This is a genomic window from Nioella aestuarii (genome assembly GCF_050896395.1).
GTDB lineage: Bacteria > Pseudomonadota > Alphaproteobacteria > Rhodobacterales > Rhodobacteraceae > Nioella > Nioella aestuarii.
The window spans coordinates 1-2,179 of record NZ_JBPBBA010000082.1 but is presented as its reverse complement, the minus strand read 5'-3'; the positions used below and the strand labels follow the sequence as shown (position 1 = coordinate 2,179).

Below are 2,179 nucleotides of genomic sequence, written 5' to 3'. Positions count from 1 at the left end.
CGAGGCCGTCGTCCAGATGGACCAAAGGCCGATCATGCACTAACAATCAAACCGGACCAGTCAGATCAGGCCACCCACCACGCTGGACACATTTCACTGGATCAATTCCGAGATGCCGCTCGCCCCCACAAATCATACTCCGACGCCTCATCCACCTCGACCTCGACAATATCCCCCGCTGACAGCCCCTCAAACCCCTCATCAATGAACAGGTTCCCGTCGATCTCGGGGGCGTCCGCCTTGGTGCGGCAGGTGGCGCCTTCTTCGTCCACCTCGTCCACGATGACCTCCATCCGCGTGCCCACCTTGGCGGCCAGCTTGGCCTCGGAAATGGCCTGTGATTTCTCCATGAAGCGGTGGAAGCGGTCTTCCTTGACCTCCTCCGGCACATGGTCGGGCAGGTCGTTGGACCGGGCGCCAGCGACGTTTTCGTAGCGGAAGCAGCCGACGCGATCCAATTGCGCCTCGTCGAGCCAATCGAGAAGCGTCTGGAATTCCTCCTCCGTCTCGCCGGGGTAACCTACGATGAAGGTCGACCGCAGGGTGATATCCGGGCAGTCGGACCGCCACGCGGCGATTTCATCGAGGGTGCGCGCGGCGGCGGCGGGGCGGGCCATGCGTTTCAGGGTCTCGGGATGGGCGTGCTGGAAGGGGATATCCAGATAGGGCAGGATCAGCCCTTCCGCCATCGCCGGGATCAGGTCGCGCACATGGGGGTAGGGGTAGACGTAGTGCATCCTGACCCAGGCCCCCAAGCTGCCCAGATCGCGGGCCAGCGGCAGGATCGGGAACTTGTCCTCCCGGTCTTTCCAGTCGGTGCCATAGGCTGAGGTGTCCTGGGAGATGACCAGCAGTTCCCTGACGCCTGCCTCGACCAGCTTCTCAGCCTCTCGCATCACTGCCTTCGCGGGGCGGGAGGCAAGGCGGCCGCGCATGTCGGGGATGATGCAGAACTTGCACTTGTGGTTACAGCCCTCAGAGATCTTGAGATAGCTGTAATGGCGCGGGGTCAGCGACACGCCGCGCGCAGGCAGAAGGTCGATGAACGGGTCGGGGTCCGGCGGTACGGCCTTGTGCACGGCATCGAGCACCTGTTCGTATTGATGCGGGCCGGTGACGGCCAAAACCGTGGGATGGGTGCCGGTGATGGTCTCGGGCTCCGCCCCCATGCAGCCGGTGACGATGACCTTGCCGTTTTGTTGCAGCGCCTCGCCGATGGCCTCCAAGCTCTCCATCTTGGCGGAGTCCAGAAACCCGCAGGTGTTGACGATGACCGCCTCCGCGCCCGCGTAATCGGGGGAGATCGCGTAGCCCTCTGCCCGCAGGCGGGTCAGGATGCGTTCGCTGTCCACCAGCGCCTTGGGGCAGCCGAGCGAGACCATGCCGATGGTCGGCTGGCCGGGGCGTTTGTCATCAGGCACGCGGGCGCGGGCAAGGTCGGGGCGGAGATCGGGCGGGTTCTGGGTCATGCCAGCGCTATACGTCAGGTGACGTGTCCGGGGAAGGGGGTGCGGACAGGCGGGCGCGGAGGGCTTGCAGGCTGACGACATTTGCATGATCGGGGGGCAGATTGGCCTCGGCAAATCCCTCTTCCAAGCCTTCCAGCTCGATTGTGGCCTCTTCATTGTGTCCCAGAGCTTCAAGGCACAAGGCGCGCAACAGCCGCTCACCAAGAACATTGGCGTGATGTGCACCCTGCACTTCGGTGAGCACTGGTAGCAATGTGTTCAACTCTGACAAGGCACGTTGCGGGTCGCCGAGGTTGAGACGGCTTTGAGCCATGTAAAATCTGGCCAGCAGTAGCTCTATGCTCTTGGAGCCCAGGACGTCCTCTGCAATGGGGATCACGGCCTCGAACTCTGATAGCGATGCCTGGAAATCTTCCGCCAAGTGATGGAAGAGTGCCTTTGCGTTGCGCGTCAGAACGGTGTTGAGGTGGTGTTCGCCCAGAACTTTCGACTGAATTGGTGCAAGGTTTTCGAGCTCTTCAATCGCCCCGACAAGGTCACCTGTTTCTCGCAGACATTGTGCGCGAAGATACCGCGTGGACAATACTCCGGGGTGATTTGCTCCCTGAACCTCGACACTGATTGGTAAAAGCACCTTGATTTCTTCTAGCGCTCCCCTTGCGTCGCCACAATTGACCATACACTGGGCCAGCAAGTGCCTGCTGGACAAC

2 protein-coding genes are annotated in these 2,179 nt (G+C 61.9%); both read right to left on the bottom strand.

The genetic code is table 11. The features are described 5' to 3' along the window. Nucleotides 1–101: 101 nt before the first annotated feature. On the bottom strand, nucleotides 102–1,469 hold the full coding sequence (rimO, locus tag ACROHD_RS20785; RefSeq protein WP_432680352.1) for a 30S ribosomal protein S12 methylthiotransferase RimO: 1,368 nt from the start codon (nucleotides 1,467–1,469) through the stop codon (nucleotides 102–104). A gap of 7 nt (nucleotides 1,470–1,476) precedes the next feature. Then, nucleotides 1,477–2,179 (bottom strand): hypothetical protein (locus ACROHD_RS20780; RefSeq protein ID WP_432680351.1); only part of this gene is annotated, 703 nt, incomplete at its 5' end.